This window comes from Streptomyces spinosisporus (assembly GCF_022698145.1).
In the GTDB taxonomy this organism is placed as follows: domain Bacteria; phylum Actinomycetota; class Actinomycetes; order Streptomycetales; family Streptomycetaceae; genus Streptomyces; species Streptomyces spinosisporus.
Window position 1 is genome coordinate 78,465 of record NZ_JALDAX010000006.1, and the last position, 14,455, is coordinate 92,919.

Annotated in this window: 15 protein-coding genes; 6 read left to right on the forward strand and 9 right to left on the reverse strand. The window is 69.3% G+C overall.

The features are described from left to right. Positions 1-77: 77 nt before the first annotated feature. Positions 78-950, forward strand: a complete 873-nt coding sequence (locus MQN93_RS17750) for a cupin domain-containing protein (RefSeq protein ID WP_242710232.1) — start codon at positions 78-80, stop codon at positions 948-950. Positions 951-1,000: 50 nt separating this feature from the next. Beyond that, positions 1,001-1,978, forward strand: a complete 978-nt coding sequence (locus MQN93_RS17755; RefSeq protein WP_242710233.1) for an MBL fold metallo-hydrolase — start codon at positions 1,001-1,003, stop codon at positions 1,976-1,978. Between the two features lie 13 nt (positions 1,979-1,991). Here MQN93_RS17755 and MQN93_RS17760 read toward each other — a convergent pair whose 3' ends face one another. Together MQN93_RS17760 and MQN93_RS17765 are read right to left on the reverse strand one after the other, a co-directional pair. Further along, positions 1,992-2,714 carry an alpha/beta fold hydrolase gene (locus MQN93_RS17760; RefSeq protein ID WP_242710234.1) on the reverse strand — a complete coding sequence of 241 codons (723 nt, stop codon included), beginning with the start codon at positions 2,712-2,714 and terminating at the stop codon, positions 1,992-1,994. Between the two features lie 29 nt (positions 2,715-2,743). Next, entirely contained in the window at positions 2,744-3,694 is a 951-nt protein-coding gene (locus tag MQN93_RS17765; RefSeq protein WP_242710235.1) for an alpha/beta hydrolase, read from the reverse strand. A 194-nt stretch (positions 3,695-3,888) separates the two neighbouring features. On the opposite strand from MQN93_RS17765, the gene MQN93_RS17770 reads away from it, so the two are divergent. Beyond that, complete coding sequence (locus MQN93_RS17770; protein WP_242710236.1) at positions 3,889-4,383, forward strand: cupin domain-containing protein; 495 nt, start codon at positions 3,889-3,891, stop codon at positions 4,381-4,383. Between the two features lie 60 nt (positions 4,384-4,443). Here MQN93_RS17770 and MQN93_RS17775 read toward each other — a convergent pair whose 3' ends face one another. The 4 genes from MQN93_RS17775 to MQN93_RS17790 form a co-directional block, all read right to left on the reverse strand. Next, positions 4,444-5,235, reverse strand: a complete 792-nt coding sequence (locus MQN93_RS17775; protein WP_242710237.1) for a DUF427 domain-containing protein — start codon at positions 5,233-5,235, stop codon at positions 4,444-4,446. A 27-nt stretch (positions 5,236-5,262) separates the two neighbouring features. Further along, positions 5,263-5,835: a DUF5134 domain-containing protein gene (locus tag MQN93_RS17780; protein ID WP_242710238.1), complete on the reverse strand. Its 573-nt coding sequence runs from the start codon at positions 5,833-5,835 to the stop codon at positions 5,263-5,265. A gap of 18 nt (positions 5,836-5,853) precedes the next feature. Beyond that, a complete protein-coding gene (locus MQN93_RS17785; protein WP_037780603.1) occupies positions 5,854-6,324 on the reverse strand; it encodes a cupin domain-containing protein in 471 nt (156 codons plus the stop codon). 172 nt (positions 6,325-6,496) lie between these two features. Continuing rightward, a complete protein-coding gene (locus MQN93_RS17790; RefSeq protein WP_242710239.1) occupies positions 6,497-9,271 on the reverse strand; it encodes an ATP-binding protein in 2,775 nt (924 codons plus the stop codon). A gap of 128 nt (positions 9,272-9,399) precedes the next feature. Between MQN93_RS17790 and sigJ the strand changes: the two genes are divergently transcribed. Both sigJ and MQN93_RS17800 read left to right on the forward strand, forming a co-directional pair. Beyond that, entirely contained in the window at positions 9,400-10,296 is an 897-nt protein-coding gene (gene sigJ, locus MQN93_RS17795; protein WP_242710240.1) for an RNA polymerase sigma factor SigJ, read from the forward strand. Between the two features lie 55 nt (positions 10,297-10,351). Continuing rightward, positions 10,352-11,212, forward strand: coding sequence for a tetratricopeptide repeat protein (locus tag MQN93_RS17800; RefSeq protein WP_242710241.1), 861 nt, complete (start codon positions 10,352-10,354; stop codon positions 11,210-11,212). A gap of 49 nt (positions 11,213-11,261) precedes the next feature. On the opposite strand, the gene MQN93_RS17805 is transcribed toward MQN93_RS17800, so the two are convergent. Further along, the gene (locus MQN93_RS17805) at positions 11,262-11,789 is read right to left on the reverse strand and encodes a hypothetical protein (protein WP_242710242.1); all 528 of its coding nucleotides are present in this window, start codon (positions 11,787-11,789) and stop codon (positions 11,262-11,264) included. 271 nt (positions 11,790-12,060) lie between these two features. Here MQN93_RS17805 and MQN93_RS17810 point away from each other — a divergent pair, with 271 nt between their 5' ends. Then, positions 12,061-12,291, forward strand: coding sequence for a hypothetical protein (locus tag MQN93_RS17810; protein ID WP_242710243.1), 231 nt, complete (start codon positions 12,061-12,063; stop codon positions 12,289-12,291). 120 nt (positions 12,292-12,411) lie between these two features. Here MQN93_RS17810 and MQN93_RS17815 read toward each other — a convergent pair whose 3' ends face one another. Beyond that, complete coding sequence (locus MQN93_RS17815) at positions 12,412-13,329, reverse strand: endo-beta-N-acetylglucosaminidase H (protein ID WP_278190905.1); 918 nt, start codon at positions 13,327-13,329, stop codon at positions 12,412-12,414. Between the two features lie 114 nt (positions 13,330-13,443). Then, a complete protein-coding gene (locus tag MQN93_RS17820; RefSeq protein ID WP_242710245.1) occupies positions 13,444-14,361 on the reverse strand; it encodes an oxygenase MpaB family protein in 918 nt (305 codons plus the stop codon). Positions 14,362-14,455 lie beyond the last annotated feature (94 nt).

Sequence of the window (14,455 nt, forward strand, 5' to 3'; positions counted from 1 at the left end):
CCTCGATTTCGAGGTGATTAACAGCCTCCCCGCCACACTCGTTCCCGCCACAACGTGCCACATCTGGAGGGAACTTCATGGCCTACCACATTTCCCGTGCCGCCGAACGCGAGTGGGTCGACGTCAAGGACGTGCCGGGACTTCGCCAGGCGCTGATGGTCGGCGAGGTGCACGGATCGCACCATATGGAGGTCTCCCTGTACGAGCTCGCGCCCGGCGCCTCCCTCGGCTGGAACCGGTGTCCCTTCGAGGAGTCCTGGTTCATCACGGCGGGCAACGGCCGCGCCGCCCTCGCGGGCCTGGAGTACGACCTCGGTTCCGGGGACTACGGGGTCGCGCCCGTCGGGCTCGCGCACTCGCTGTCGGCAGGCGACCAGGGTCTGAGCTGGTTCTCGGTGCGGGCGCCGAAGCCGCCTGCCTTCGACGGCGCGCGCAGCAGCATCTCCGCGCAGCCGCTGTCCGGCGAGTACCTGGGCCGGCCCTCGGAGACCGACCCGCGGCACCGCTTCGTCGGCCACTACAGCGAGTCGGACGACGTGGTGCCCTTCGGTGATCTCTCGATGCCGGGGTACCACGGGCCCAACATCAAGAACATCGGCATCCGGATGATGGTCGACCAGCTGCTGGGCGCCCAGCATCACACCACGTTCATCGCAGGCATCGCCGCACGGTCGGGTCCCGGCAGGGCCGCGAAGGTGCACTACCACCCCTTCGAGGAGATCTACTACTTCATCGGCGGCGGTATGCGCGGCTGGATCGACGGAAACGAGGAGGTCACTGAGACGGGCGACCTCGTCTGGGTCAGCACCGACGGCACGCACGGGTTCGTCAACGAGCGGGAGGAACCGGCCCGTTGGATCGAGGTCCAGTCACCCGTCCCGCCGACCTCCGACGCCTTCTTCTTCCCGGACGACTGGCGTGCCCTCCCGCAGGAGGACGGGACCCGGTGACGTTTCCGCCGCCCGACCCGATCACTCACAAGCCCGAAAGGCACGTAGCGATGACGCAGAAAGTCCCGGGGATCGAGATCCCGACGGTCCCGCAGAACGCGATGGGCCCCAAGGTGCCGCCGTGCGGGTACCTGGTGGAGGAGATCGCAGACGGCGTTCACTGGGTGACCGACGGGGGTTATCAGTGCGCGTTCGTAGTGTGCGACGACGAGGTCGTCGCCATCGACGCGCCCCCTTCACTCGGCACGCTCGTCATGCGGGCCATACGTGACGTGACGAGCAAACCCGTCACGCACGTGGTGTACACCCATTCCCACGGGGATCACATCGGAACGGTGCATCAGTTCCCGGACGACGCCGTACGCGTGGCCCAGCGGGAGACGCACGCGATCCTGCGGGAGTGCAACGACCCGTTGCGGCGCGTTCCTGATGTGACCTTCAAGGACTTCCACCGGTTGGAGGTGGGCGGCCAGGTACTCGAACTGCACTACCGGGGCAGCAATCACGCGCCCGGCAACAGCTTCGTCCACCTGCCACGGCAGAAGGTCCTCATGCTGGTCGACGTGATCTATCCGGGGTGGGTGCCGTTCACCAATATCGCGCAGTCCAAGAACATTCCCGGATTCATGGCGCATCACGATCATGCGCTGTCCTTCGACTTCGACACCATGATCACCGGGCATCTCACCCGCCTCGGCACCCGCCAGGACGTCGAGATCCAGCGTGAATACATGCACGACATCCGCAGTGCGGCCCAGCACGCACTGGAAATCACCTCGCAGAAGCGTGACTTGGCCCGTTCCACGGTCGGAACGGACCATGTCTACGTCTACTTCAAGACCATGTACGAGGCGGCGGCGGCCGAGGCCGCCCGGCCGGTCATCGAGAAGTGGTCCGGGCGGCTGGGCGGAGTCGAGACGCTCGGCGTCAACCACACGCTCACGATGTACCACAGTCTTCGTCTGGACGAGAACGCCCAGCCACAAGTGGTGTTCTTCCCGCCCACCGACGGCGTGACCGTGCGGTGACTGCGCCGACCGTTCAGGCCGAGGCCTGTGCCGCCTCGTGGATCAGGCGTGCGACATCACCGGGACGCGAGACGCTCACGGCATGGGAGGCGGAGACACTGACGACCGTGGCCTGCGCACGCTCGGCCATGAAGGTCTGCGCCTGCGGGGGGATGTTGCGGTCCTCGGTGGCCACGAGAACCCATGACGGGAGGTTCTTCCACGCGGGGGCCGAGGCGCCTTCCGCCAACGCGGCATCCGTGACGGGCCGTTGTGTGGCCGCCATGACCGCCGCGGTCTCGGCCGGGACGTCGGCGGCGAACTGCCCGTGGAACTTGTCCTGTTCGATGTAGAGGTCCGTGACCTGCCTGCCGTCGGACAACGTGACGGGCACCGGACGGAGCGCCTCACCGAGGGTGCTGCCGGGGAACTTGCCCGAAAGGGTGATGGCGCTCTCGCCCTCGTCCGGAAGGAAAGCCGCGACGAAGACGAGCGCCCTGACGTTGTCCACTCCCCGCGCAGCCGCATCGCTGATGACGGAGCCGCCGTAGGAATGGCCGACGAGGACCACCGGGCCCTCGATGGAGGCCACGAGTTGCCTGACGTAATCGGCGTCGTCGGCCAGTCCGCGCAGCGGGTTGGCGGCGGCGACCACCGTATGGCCGTAGGACCGGAGCCTGTCGACGACTCCGTTCCAGCTGGAGGAGTCTGCGAACGCGCCGTGGACGAGGACGACGGTGGGTTTCTGAGCGTTCATGAGAGGCGCCTTTCGTGTCGCGGCAGGTGTCAGTCGGTGCCCAGGGCCTTGCGCAGGACGTGGACGGCCTGCTCGACGGCCGCGCTCGACGCCTGTGTTCCGCGGACCGGGTTCAGCATCATGAAGTCGTGCAGGGTGGCGTTGTAGCGGATGCTCGTGGTCGGCACGCCGGCCTGGACGAGCTTGCGGGCGTACGCCTCACCTTCGTCGCGCAGTACGTCGTTCTCGTCGACGACGACGAGCGCCGGCGGCAGGCCCCGGAGGTCCTCCAGGGTCGCGCGCAGGGGCGACGCGGTGATCTCGGCGCGCTCGGCCGGGTCGGTGGTGTAGGCGTCCCAGAACCACTCCATGGCCTTCGCCGTCAGATGCGGGCCGTGGGCGAACGTCCTGTAGCTCTCGGTGTCCTGGGCCGCGTCGGTGACAGGGTAGTACAGCGACTGGTGCAGGAAGGTCACGTCTCCCCGCTGCTTGGCCAGGTGCGTCAGGGCCGCCGCCATGTTGCCGCCGACCGAGTCTCCGGCCACGACGAGGCGAGAGCTGTCGAGGCCTTCCTCGCCGCCCTTGGCGGTGATCCACTGGGCGGTGGCGTAGGCCTGCTCGATGGCGACGGGGTACTTCGCCTCCGGGGAGCGGTCGTACTCGACGAAGGCCAGTGCCGCCTTCGCTCCCACGGCCAACTCGCGCACCAAGCGGTCGTGCGTCCCGCTGTTGCCCAGGATCCAGCCACCGCCGTGCACATAGAGGATCACGGGCAGGACGCCGCTCGTGCCGACCGGCTTGACGATGCGCATCCGCACGTCACCGACCCGGGCGGGGACGGTGATCCACTTCTCGTCCACGTCGAGCTTTTCGACGGGTTGTGCCTGCACGTCGTCGAGCAGCTTGCGTGCGCCCTCGACACCGAGTTCGTGGAGGAGCGGCGGTTTGGCGGTCGCTTCGGCGAACGCCTGCGCGGCGGGTTCGAGAACGATGTCATTCATGGTGGCTCCTTCGAAAGGGTGGAGTTTCACAGGACGTCCACACCATCAGACCGGGGCAGGGGGCGTTGTGTGACACTTCGCCGGAAAGTCGACTTCGGCGACTGCGGTGTCACAACGCCGGGCGTTCCTCGGTCTGGTCATGACGGGGGCCGGTGCTCAGCTGCCCCCGGTTGCCGCAGAAAGGGAATCCAGACATGTCGTACCCGTACCCGGAGCAGAAGTACTGGGGAGAAGAGGGCGAGGTCAGCGCCATCTTCCGCCCGGCCACCACACCGCCGAACATCGGGGAGAGCGGCACCGGGAAGGACGCCACTCACTATCTGGCGACCACGGACACCACACGCGGTGAGTTCGGGCTGTACCGGGTGGAGATGCGGCCGAGGGCCGGCGGGCCGAAGAAGCACTTCCACAAGCGGATTTCGGAGTCGTTCTACATCCTGGACGGCTCAGTGCGTGTGTTCGACGGCGTGCAGTGGGTCGACACGCGCAAGGGTGATTTCCTGCATGTGCCGCAGGGCGGTCTGCACGCCTTCCGCAACGACTCCGACGCCCCTGCCGACATGCTGCTGCCGTTCACCCCGGGCGCGCCGCGCGAGGAGTACTTCGAGCAGGTGTCGCAGCTGGCGCACGCCTCGGAGGAGGAGCGTGCCGCGTTCTTCGACAAGCACGACTCGTACTTCGTGGAGTAGCACTGCGCCGAGGGCCGCCTCCCGCTGTGGAAGGCGGCCCCAAGCAGTACTGTCCAGTGGTTACTTGGGAGCGGTGCCGCCGGCGGGGTCGCCCGGCCTCGGCAGCAGAACCCCGTCGATGTACAGGTCGACGTGCTCGTTGTAGAAGGCGACCAGTCCTGCGATGCGGTTGGCGTGGATGGTCGGGAAGTCGTAGGCCCAGGCGATGTCCTCGTGGGGGCCGGTCTCGCCGTCGAAGGACCAGTAGTCGCTCGTCGTCCCCTTGTACGGGCAGTGCGTCACCGTGTCCGAGTGCCGCAGCCGGGTCCAGTCGACGTACATGCGCTCGATGTAGTAGCGGGTCGGCAGGCCGGTCTCGAAGAGCTTGACGCAGTTGGGGGCGTCCGCCAGCAGGACGCCGTCCACCTCGACGCGCACGCTGCTCGACGAACGCAGCGTGTCCACCCGGGAGTAGGGGCTCCTGGGGTGCACGAAGACCGGTTCGTCCTCCTCGAACCACGCGTCCAGCGCGTCCCACTCGAACCGCACAGTGCCCTGAAGGGACTTGGGGGCGTCCTCGTCCCACACCCATGCCGCGCCCACGCGGACCTCGGAGCCGACCTGCAGGGTGTGCCGACGGGCCGGACCGGCGCCGTGATGCTCGATGTGTTCGTCGTCGACGAGCGTTCCGTCGACCAAGTCCGCCAGCGGGATGCTGAATTGGGGGTAGGCGCGCCATTCCCACACATAGAGCGCGCGCCTGCTGTCGAAGACGACCTGGCCTCCGATGAGGCCACGGATGCGGCGCGGCACGGGTTCGACGTGCCCGACCGGGACGATCAGGCTCGGGTGCAGGACGCTTTCGCTTGTCATGGTGGTTGCCTGTCAAGTCGTGGTCTGTCAGTGGGACATGAGCAGCATGATGGTGGTGCCGAGAGCCACGGATCCGTCCCAGAAACGTGTGTACGGCTCCTGCCGACGGGCCGGGCCGGTCGGCGGGTCGGTGATGGTGTGCAGGGGCGGCATGATGCGGAGCAGTGACCACAGGGCGCATGCCGCGAGGTAGAGCGCCAAGGCGGCGGTCGTCGCCCGGGCGAGGGTCGACGGGTGAGCGGCATGGGGGTGCGCCGCCCACGTCATCGATGTCATCCATGCCATCGCGGCCATCCCGGCCGTCGAGGGCAGTCTCCCGGCGACGGCGGTGACACGGCGCTCGCCGGGCCCGCGGACGGCGGTGAGGGGGAACCACAGGGCCGCGGCGGCGAAGAAGGTCACCAGAGCGGTGTGGTGCGCCACCGGCCCCCGGCTCCACGGCATCACCGCCATGGTCAACGCCATGGCGGTGTGCAGCAGTTGGTCCCCACGTACGCGCCATCCCACCCCGCGGGACGACACATTTCGGTACGCCCCGCACACGGCCGCGACCGCGAACAGCACGGCCAGCATCGAGTCCACGAGGTCGGAGGGGCTCATGTGGCCGACCGGCGAGGATCAGGCGGCAGGCCGCGGCGCACGCAGGTGCGCGCGCTGCTTGAGTTCCTCGTCGTCGACGAGTTCGAGCATGGGCTTGCCCGGCGCGCACATCATGGTGACCACGAACTCGGTCCTGGCGTCGTCCAGGGCGTTGCCGTCCTGGTAGTGGATCGCGTCCCCGCCCGGCTCCCAGAACGTGCCGCCCGCCTCGATCACGCGCTCGGGTTCACCTTCGAGTTCGAAACGCACCGCGCCCTTGATCACGTAGCCGAATGCCGGTCCGGAGTGACGATGCGGCGGAGTTCCCGGGTCGCCGGGCTCCCACTCGACGTGAATGGTCATCGCCGAGGCACCCTCGGGGATCGTGATCGGCGCCGCGTCCTGGAGCAGCTTCGCCGCCCTGGTCCAGCCCGGACCGTCCTCGTCGCCACCGCCGTGACCATGGCCTCCGTGGCCGTGACCATGCCCGTGCTGTGCAGTCTCCGACACCATGACGCACCTTCCGTAGTTCGACTGTGCCGAGGCGGCTCACCGTCCACCGGTCACATGGGTGTGGCCGGTCCTGTGGACCACCTGCACCCCCATTGACCGAGCACACGACGGATGTGTGACAGCCCTGCGGATCTTTGACAGCCAAGTGATCACTGCGGTCCGAGCAGGGCTACGCCGACGTGGCTGGGGACGTCCCTTCGGCGAGGGCGGTGCTCAACTGTCTGCGGGAGGTGACGCCGAGCTTCGCGAACACCTTCCGCAGGTGCCATTCGATGGTGTGGGGACTCAGGAAGAGCTGCGCGCCGATCTCCAGGTTGGTCAGCCCCTCGGCGGCCAGGCGGGCGATCTGCGCCTCCTGCGGCGTCAGCGTCTCGCGTGTGCCGGACGTACGTCTGCGGACGGTTTCCCCGGTGGCCTCCAGTTCACGGCGGGCGCGGTCCGCGAATGCCCCGGCCCCCATCCGGCTGAGCATCTCGTGGGCAGCGGTCAACTCACCGCGTGCGTCCACACGCCGGTTCTCGCGGCGCAGCCACTCCCCGTACAGGAGCCGGGCGCGTGCCAGCATCATCCGCACCCGGGTGCCCTTCAGCCGCTCGATGGCCGCCCGGTACTGCTTCTCGGCGGCCTCCCCCTCACTCACCAGGGCGCGAGCGCCCGCCGCGGTGCCCAGCGCCCATTCCGTGCCGCTGGCCTCGGCCATCTCGACGAGCCGGTCGGCCGCCTCGGCCGCCGCCTCCTGCTTGCCGGCACGCGCCGCGGCCTCCACCAGCTCGACCAGTGAGGAGATGGCCAGTCCCAGCTCCTGCGGGTGCGCGCAGCCCTGTTCGGCAGCGACGTAGGCGTCCTCATGGCGGCCGAGGCCGTTGTGGAGGACCGCCAGTGCCCACTGGGTGGAGGTCAGCACCTTGCCCTCGCCGCGCAGCGCCCGGTCACCGGTGATGGTGTCGATCGCCTGCCGGGTCGCGGCTTCCTGGCCCTTCCACGGCTCGATCACGAGGGCTCCGTAGTGCGCCAGGTAGCGGCTGCCGATCGCCTCACCGATCGTCTCCGCTTCCACGGCCAGCGAGTCCGCGCCGGACAGGTCACCGGCGAAGACCCGGTTCGACAGGCGCAGCAGCAGAGCCGAGGGCAGCACCGACAGCGTGCCCGACGTACGCGCCAGATCGACCAGGTTCGCGGACAGCTCGCTCCAGCTGTCGAAATCCCAGACGTCGTGTGCCATACGGCAGGCGAGGGGGAGCCAGTCGAGGCCCTCGTCGCGGCCGACGCCTTCGTCGCGCATGGCGGTCAGCGCCTGCCGAAGCATCGGCGCGCCCGCGGCGTAACCGTCCGTGGTGGCCACGGCCAGGCCGTCCAGCAGCAGATCGGTGGGCCCGCGCCGCGGCGGTCGCGGCGCCGAACGCACGGCCCGGGCGATGTCCTCGACGCCCGGCCCACTGGACAACCGGCCGGCGGTCAGTGCCGCGTAGAACGCGTCGCGGTACACCTCACGGGCGGCTCCCACGTCGAGCGGGCCGAGTTGCCCGGCCGCCGTGAGCAGGAGCGGCACAGTGGCCCCGGCGCTCCGCGAACCGAAGGTGATCTGCCCGCGCAGCAAGCTCGCCCGTGCACGTTCCAGGTCGTCGAGGTCGCTGAGCTCGGCCACGTGCAGCAGTTCGAGCGCGGCGTCGAACGCGCCGATCAGGTACTTCCCGCGCGCCGCAGCGAGGGCCCTGACACTACGGCGTGGCAGGTCGGGGGTCAGCTCGGCCGCTCGCTCCAGGAAGGCCGCTGCCGCGGCCATGCCGCCCCGCGCCTGTGCCCGCCCGGCGCAGCGCTCCAGTTCGGCGGCCACTGTTTCGTCGGGCCCCGGCACGGCGCGCGCGAGGTGCCACGCTCGCCGATCGGGATCGACCTGTACGTCCGTCGCCTCGGCCAGGGCCTGATGCACCTGCCGGCGTTCGGCCACGTCCGCGGCGTGATAGACGGCCGAGCGGACCAGGGGATGCCGGAAGCGCACCCGGGTGCCCAGTTCGAGCAGACCCGCCGCCAGGGCCGGGGCTGCCGCGTTCGGCGGGAGACCGAGTGCCTCGGCCGCGCGTCGCAGCAGAGAGACGTCACCCACCGGCTCGGCCGCCGCGAGCAGCAGCAGTCGCCGTGTTTTCGCCGGTAGCTCTTCGACGCGCCAGGCGAAGCTCTGCTGGAGCCGGCGGGTCACCGGTCTCGGCCCGGGTGAGGCGAAACCGCCCGCGAGCTCTGCGGCCGACGTGGCGCGGGGCAGTTCCAGCAGGGCGAGCGGGTTGCCGCGGGCCTCGGTGAGGATACGGCTGCGGATCGGCTCGTCGAACCTGCCGGGGATGACCGAATCCAGGAGCGCGCGTGCGTCGGATTCCTCCAGGCCTGCGAGCACAAGCTCGGGCAGCCCTTCCAGGGCATGCTCCCCTTCCGGCTCGCGTACGGCGAACACGAGCCCGACCTGCTCGGCCATGAGCCGCCGGGCGACGAACCCGAGAATCTGGGCCGAGACGAGGTCGAGCCACTGAGCGTCGTCGACCAGGCAGATCAGCGGCTCGGCCTGAGCCACGTCGGCCAGCAGACTGAGCACCGCGAGCCCGACGAGAAAGCGGTCCGGCGGCGTCCCGGTGCTCATGCCGAACGCCGTCTCGATCGCGGCTCGTTGGGGCTCCGGCAGCCTGTGGAGATGGTCCATGAACGGGGCACAGAGCTGGTGGAGGCCGCCGAAGGCCAGCTCCATCTCGGATTCGACGCCTGCGGCCCGGACGATCCGGCAGCCCTGAGCATGGCCCGTCACGTACTCCAGCAGGGCGGTCTTGCCGATGCCTGCCTCGCCCCGCAGAACCAGGACCGCGCTGTAGCCCGCCCGCACCGCCGCGACGTGCCGGTCCAGCGCCTCGCACTCGGCCTGCCGCCCTCGCAGATACGGTCCTGGCTCCCTGGCTGTCATAGACACCCCCGGCGGCGAGCGTATGACAGCGCTGTCAGGTCGCACAACGCGACTACGTGGCTGGTCACGCCGGTCGTCGAGTTCTGCCTGGCTAGGCTGTACCCGCAGGCCGGAGGAAGGTTGCGATCATGGGTGGTGGGAACGGGTCCGGGCCCGGGCGCTCCGAGCAGGAGGATGCGCTCGTTGCCGGATGGCAGGAGCACCGGCCCGCGGTCTTCGGTGTGGCCTACCGGCTGCTGGGGAGCGTGGCCGATGCCGAGGACGTGACCCAGGACGTGTGGCTGCGGGCGTCCGGAGCGGACCTGCGGGACGTCGACGATCTGCGGGCCTGGCTGGTCACGGTGGCCGCTCGGCGGTCGTACGACATTCTCAAGAGCGCCCGCTACCGCCGGGAGACCTATGTCGGGCCATGGCTGCCGGAGCCGCTGCTGACCGGCCCCGACGCGTCGCAGCCGGTCCTCGTCGACGAGTCCGTGGGTTCGGCGATGCTGCTGATCATGGAGGAGCTGTCGCCACCGGAACGGGTGTCCTTCGTCCTGCACGATGTCTTCGGCCTTCAGTTCGACGGCATCGCCGAGCTGCTGGACGTCTCCGTGCCGGCGGCCCGGCAGCTCGCCTCGCGGGCGCGACGACGGGTGGCCAAGGTGAAGGAGTCCACGCCGCAGGCGTCGAAGGCGGAACGTGAACGCGTCCTGACGGTGTTCCGCGCCGCGTACGAGGCCGGGGACCTGGCCGGGCTGGTCAAGCTCCTGCACCCGGACGCCGTCTATGTCACCGACGGCGGCGGCAAGGTCTTCGCGGCACGCAAGCCCGTCTTCGGCGGCGAGCGCGTCGCCGAGGTCATGGTGCGCGTGGGGCGCCAGTGGCGGCCGGACCGTATCGAATTCGCCGAGGTCGGGGGCGAGTTGGCCCTGGTCTTCCACCGCGAGGGCCGGGTGTACTCCGTGGACACGGTCCAGATCACCGGGGGTCTGATCACCGCGTACCGCAGGGTCATCAATCCCGACAAACTGGAACGCGTCTGAGCCCCGCGAAGAGACGGACGCGGGCGGGCCCGTAAGGTCCCGTCGCGTGGAGTTCATGGAGAGGAACACCGGCCTTTTCGGGCCCGCTGTCCGCGGAATCCGGCCCGCGCAGGCGGCAGCCCTCCGCCGCCTTCTGGAGCAGCTCGCGGCGGGCGAGTACGAAGAGGTCGGGGCCCGGGCGCAGGCTCTCGTGGACCGGCCCCGGCGCATCTGGGACCGAAGCCCCGAACCGGTGTGGCTGGCAAGGACGTTCGCCCTCGCGGCCGCGACACTGCACGGGCGGCGGACGCATCTGCTGCCCGAACTGGACGCGCTGGAAGCCGAGTTGCGCCAGAAGGGCGGCGACCGGACCGTCATGCTGGTGGTACGGGTCAACCGCGCGGTCGTGCTTCTCGGCGAGGAGCACTACGCCGAGGCGGAGTCCGAGGCCGCCGGTATTCTGCGTGCGGTGACGCGGCTGGCCCACCTCACCCACGTGGCGGAGATCGAGCTGTCGGCTCTGGCGTGCCTTGCGGAAGCCCTGTGCGGACAGGGCCGGTTCGGGGAGGCGGAAGCAGTGGCGCGCGGCAACCTGCCCCGCGCGGCGGGGAACCGGGCGGCCTCCTTCCGGTGCCTGCTCGTGCACAGCCTCAACGGGCAGGGCCGCTACGAGGAGGCGCTCACCGAGTCCCGACGGCCGACGCCGGCCGCGTCCCGCGCCGGGAGCGGACAGTGGGCGATGGCCGTCGCTGCCGCTCTGCACGGTCTGGGTCGTCGTGACGAGGCCGAGACGACCGCGCGTCGGGCGTTGGAGGAGTGCGAGCAGTTCCTTCACCCCGCCCATCCGCGCATCCGCGCAGCGCGGGCACTGCTGACCCGTATCACTGCGGAGGATCCTCCCCCGCCGGCCCCGGACGCGGACGCCGGGGCCTCGTAGGGCCTCGGCCGTCGCGCGTCGGCCGAGGCCCGCGGGGGCGGGCAAGGAGTCAGCAGCGCTTGGCGGTGGTGGCCTGGCCGGGCACCGGGTCGCCGGGAGCACGGAGCGTGCCGATCGCTGCGGTGCACTCCTTCACCGTGTCGGCGGGCAGCGACCAGAACTCCTGGCTGTTGGTGGCCTTCCACCAGTCCTGGCCCACGACCTCGTCACGGGCGTAGCTGTACACGCCGGTGCTGACGTCGTAGTCCTTGATCTTGTCGCGGAAGCTCTGCCACACCCAGACGTAGCCGTAGTTGGCCTTGCACTTGGGCGAGTAGAACTGCTTCACCGAGGCGACGTGCGCGCCGCTGCGGTTGATGTAGGCGGTCGCACCGATCTGATAGGCGTCCGAACAGACGCCGGCCGCCTGCGCCTTGACGCTCATGGGGTTGCCGGCCTCGGACGGGGCGGTCGAACGGGCGGTCAGGCTCTGCTTGCCGGGTGACGGGGCCGGGCCGGTGCCGGCGAACGCGGACGTCGCCGGCAGCATGACGCAGGCGGAGGCCGCCGCGACGACCAGGACGGATCGAGCACGCATGGAAGATCCCCCACTTCTTGGTGTGTGAACTGGCGGGTGGAGAAGGCGCGCGCGGGCAGGGCTCATCTCAGGGCAAAGGCCCTGAATGGATGGAGAGCACCATGAAGAACGCTGTCCGTGCGTTTCGGTCATCAAGTCAGACCACCGTGGCCGCCGGATGGTTGTGGTGCAACACACAATTACTGAGGACGAGTTGGATGCCCGGACGGCGAGAGCTGCCGTAGGTTGGCGTTCGACGTGCCGACGGCGGCAACGGACTCAGGGGGAGATCATGGCGACCTATTCAGTGTCGGTCCGACTGCGGCGCACGGTCGTCGAGGAGCGGTATGTGTCGGTTCCGATCACCGAAGCGCTGCTGCAGTCGGACCCGGACGAGGACGGTGCCCGCCGTCTCGACCCGGACAAGCTCGTCGCCGCCGCGATCCGGCTCGGGCAGGACGACGCCGATTGGCTGCCGGAGGGCCGGGAGGTCACGATGCATCCGATCCAGAAGGCACCGTGACGGCACGTCGGACGGCAGTGTGGGGACCATGACCCTACGCGACTCCTGCATCGGCGTGCCCATGACATGCGAGCGCGCCTTCGACATCGTTGTCGAAGGCGCGGCCCGCACGATCAGGCTCTACGGGGTGTAGACGGCGGCGCTGCCGTACAACTCGCGGGTGAACGCGGAGACATCGGCGCTGCGGTCGGCGCCGTCGAGGTTGTACGTGAGGTAGACGCCGTACCCCTCGCTCACGGTGCGGCGGGCGAGGTCGGCGACCGTGCTCTGCGCGGTCCCGCCGATCTCCACGGCCGCCGGCGACAGCTTCGACTTGGGCAGGGCGATGCCGGGGACCTGCCAGGTGCCGTAGTACGGGTTCCAGGCGTAGTCGAACTTGGACGAGATGTCGACGCCGCCGTAGGAGAGGCGCGAGGCGGCCGGGCCGATGTTGTAGAGGCTGATGATCTTGTCCGGCATGTTCGCGCGCAGCGCCGTCACGAGCTGCACGAACGAACTGGCGTTGGGCTGGCCGGTGCCGTTGTTGCCGTACTCGGCGTACTCGTCGTCGAAGTCGATGCCGTCGAGTCCGTACTTGGCCACGGCGTCCGACAGTTGCCCGGCGAACGCCGAAGCGGCCTGCTGGGACGGGAAGTTGGCGAAGCCGGCACCCTGGTGGTTGCCGAGCACGGACAGGACGACCTTGATGCCCTTCTGCTGCAGCGGCCGTATCTGCGTGGCGGCATTGTCGAGAACTCGCTGCACGTTCTCGTTGAAGTACAGATACGCCGACTTCGTCGCGGTGTCGTAGTTGATGTTCGCCGCGAAGATCACAGCGACGTCGAAAACGTTGTCACCGTCACTGGCAAGGGTGTACTTGCCCACGTTCAGCATGCTGTTGTTGTTCACCTCGACGTACGCCACCGAGGTCGGCCCCTGTTTCGCGGGAGCGGGGGCCGCTGCCGCGCCGGTCGCCGCGGTCGCGCCTGTGAGGAGCGCCGCGACGGCCGACAGCGCGAGCGCGGCCGTCCGCACTCTGCTCCGTACCAGAGTGAACATCGTTGATCGGTCTCCCATCGCACGGGTCGGCGCCCGACCTGTTCGAGGACGCCGAGCGGGTCCTTCGAGTTTTCCGCTTCCGTGACCGAATCTCTTGATCCGTGCGCGAACTCTTCACAACTCCCGCGCGCGGCGCGCCGCGATCCGGTCAACTTCCCTGAGCTGAGCCGGAGTTCGCCGGGTTCGCCGGAGTCGCTCGGGAAGGGGCGTGCGATGGTCGGGCAGCAGCCTGTGGGCGCGGAAGGCGGACTTCAGGAAGAGCCGGACGACGCGCTCGCGACGGGGGCTCAGCCAGCCGATCCGGTGGAGCCGGCACACGCGCTCGCCGGCGAGATAGCGGGTGATGTCTCTGCCGAACGCCCGTAAGGGCGCGGGAAACCAGCGCTCGGCGAAGAAGTCCATCATCGCGACGGCCACACGGTGTCCCGCCTGTGTCGGCTCGTACGGCCGGGCGTCGAACTTCGCGGCGAACTCGGTCATGGCGTTCCAGTCCTCGGGGAACGCCTCGTCGGAAAGGGAGCCGGACTCGCGGTCCAGGAGGCGGAAGAGGGTCTGCGCCCAGCGGTGCCAGGCGATCTTCATGGCCTCGCTCGTGCCGGGCAGCCCGAGGGAGGTCTGCAGGCGGTCGCCGAACGTGGCCAGCAGCACGAGGGGGTAGACGAAGTCGTCGACGTCGTCGAAGTTGCCCGGCAGGTGCGGGGTGTTGTGGTCGACGGCGCGGTGGATCCGGTTCAGCCGGGCGGCGGCCTTGCGGCCCGCCTCGCTGGACAGGCCGTCCACCATCCAGGCCGTCAGGAAGTCGTTGCCGTCCTGAAAGCGCCGGTGCGGCCTGGTTTCCAGTTTCGAGGTGTGGGCCAAGGTGGCGGCCGTCATGCTCGACTGCATCATGCGCATGGTGCCGGGATAGATCATCATCGCGAGGCCGAACTCCGGTATCCGGTGCCCGACATAGAGCGAGATCATCCGCTCCCAGTCCGACTCCGGTTCCATGGCGGCCAGTTCGCGGTCCACCCATTTGTATCCACGGCGCACGGTCGGTTCCTTCTGCCACGGTGTCTGTTCCCCGTGAGGAGAGGACGCGCGCGCTTCGCCCGCCGATGCAGACGTCCCGTGTGACGTGCCGCAC